Annotated in this window: 1 pseudogene; it reads right to left on the bottom strand. The window is 62.4% G+C overall.

The features are described 5' to 3' along the window. Positions 1–30: 30 nt before the first annotated feature. Positions 31–906, bottom strand: a pseudogene (locus EA796_RS22905) (IS3 family transposase); the annotation flags it as partial. Between the last annotated feature and the right edge of the window lie 47 nt (positions 907–953).

Genomic DNA, 953 nt, shown 5'->3' with positions numbered 1-953 from the left:
TGGTCTGCCCCGGAACTGGTGGACAGGTAGTTAAGAGCTACTGCTCGCATTTCGCCGCTCAAATTCCATCGGACTGAGATAGCCCAACGTCGAGTGGCGCCGACGGTGATTGTAAAAGCGGATGTAGTCGAACAGGTCGGTTTTTGCCTCCTGGTAACTGGCGTAGCGCGTCAGGTACACCCGCTCGGCCTTCAGCGAACGGAAAAAGCTCTCCATCGCGGCGTTGTCCCAGCAGTTCCCCGGACGTGAATGGCTGGGCACGATGCGATGGCGCCGAAGCAAGGCCTGGTAGTCGTACGCGCAGTATTGGCTGCCACGATCCGAGTGCAGCAGCACCTCTTCTTTCGGCTGTCGGCGTGCCACGGCCATCTCCAGCGCGGCGTGTACCAAGGCCTGCTGCATCCGGTGGTGCATCGCCCAACCGACGACGGCGCGTGAATAGAGATCGAGCACGACGGCCAGATACAGCCAGCCTTGGGCCGTCCGCACGTAGGTCATGTCCGAGACCCAGTGCCGATTGGCGCGATCCGAGGCGAACTGGCGATCCAGGTGGTTCGGGGCAATCGGCAGAGCATGACGACTGCTGGAAACCAGCCGCCAGCGCTTGCGCGAGCGAACGCGCAGACCGGCTTCGCGCATCAGTCGAGCAACCCGGTGTCGACCACACGCATGCCCCATGGCCGCCAACTCGGCCTTGATGCGGCGATGGCCATAGATCCCATTCACCTCATGGTGGATGGTGCGGATCTCCTTGCTCAGACGCCGATTCGCCATCTCTCTCGCCGAAGGTGGCCGCTGCTGCCAGGCATAGAAGCCGCTGCGGGATACCCGCAGCAGCCGGCACATCGGCGCTACGGGATAGCGACCGGCCAACGCCTCGATGGCGCGGAACTTCACTTCGTGGGCTGCGAGAAGATGGCGAGCGCCTTCCTAAGAAACACCATCTACAACCT

This window comes from Pseudomonas sp. AOB-7, assembly GCF_003696305.1.
Lineage (GTDB): Bacteria > Pseudomonadota > Gammaproteobacteria > Pseudomonadales > Pseudomonadaceae > Aquipseudomonas.
The sequence above is the reverse complement of the archived record's forward strand: the minus strand, read 5'-3'. Positions and strand labels throughout refer to the sequence as shown.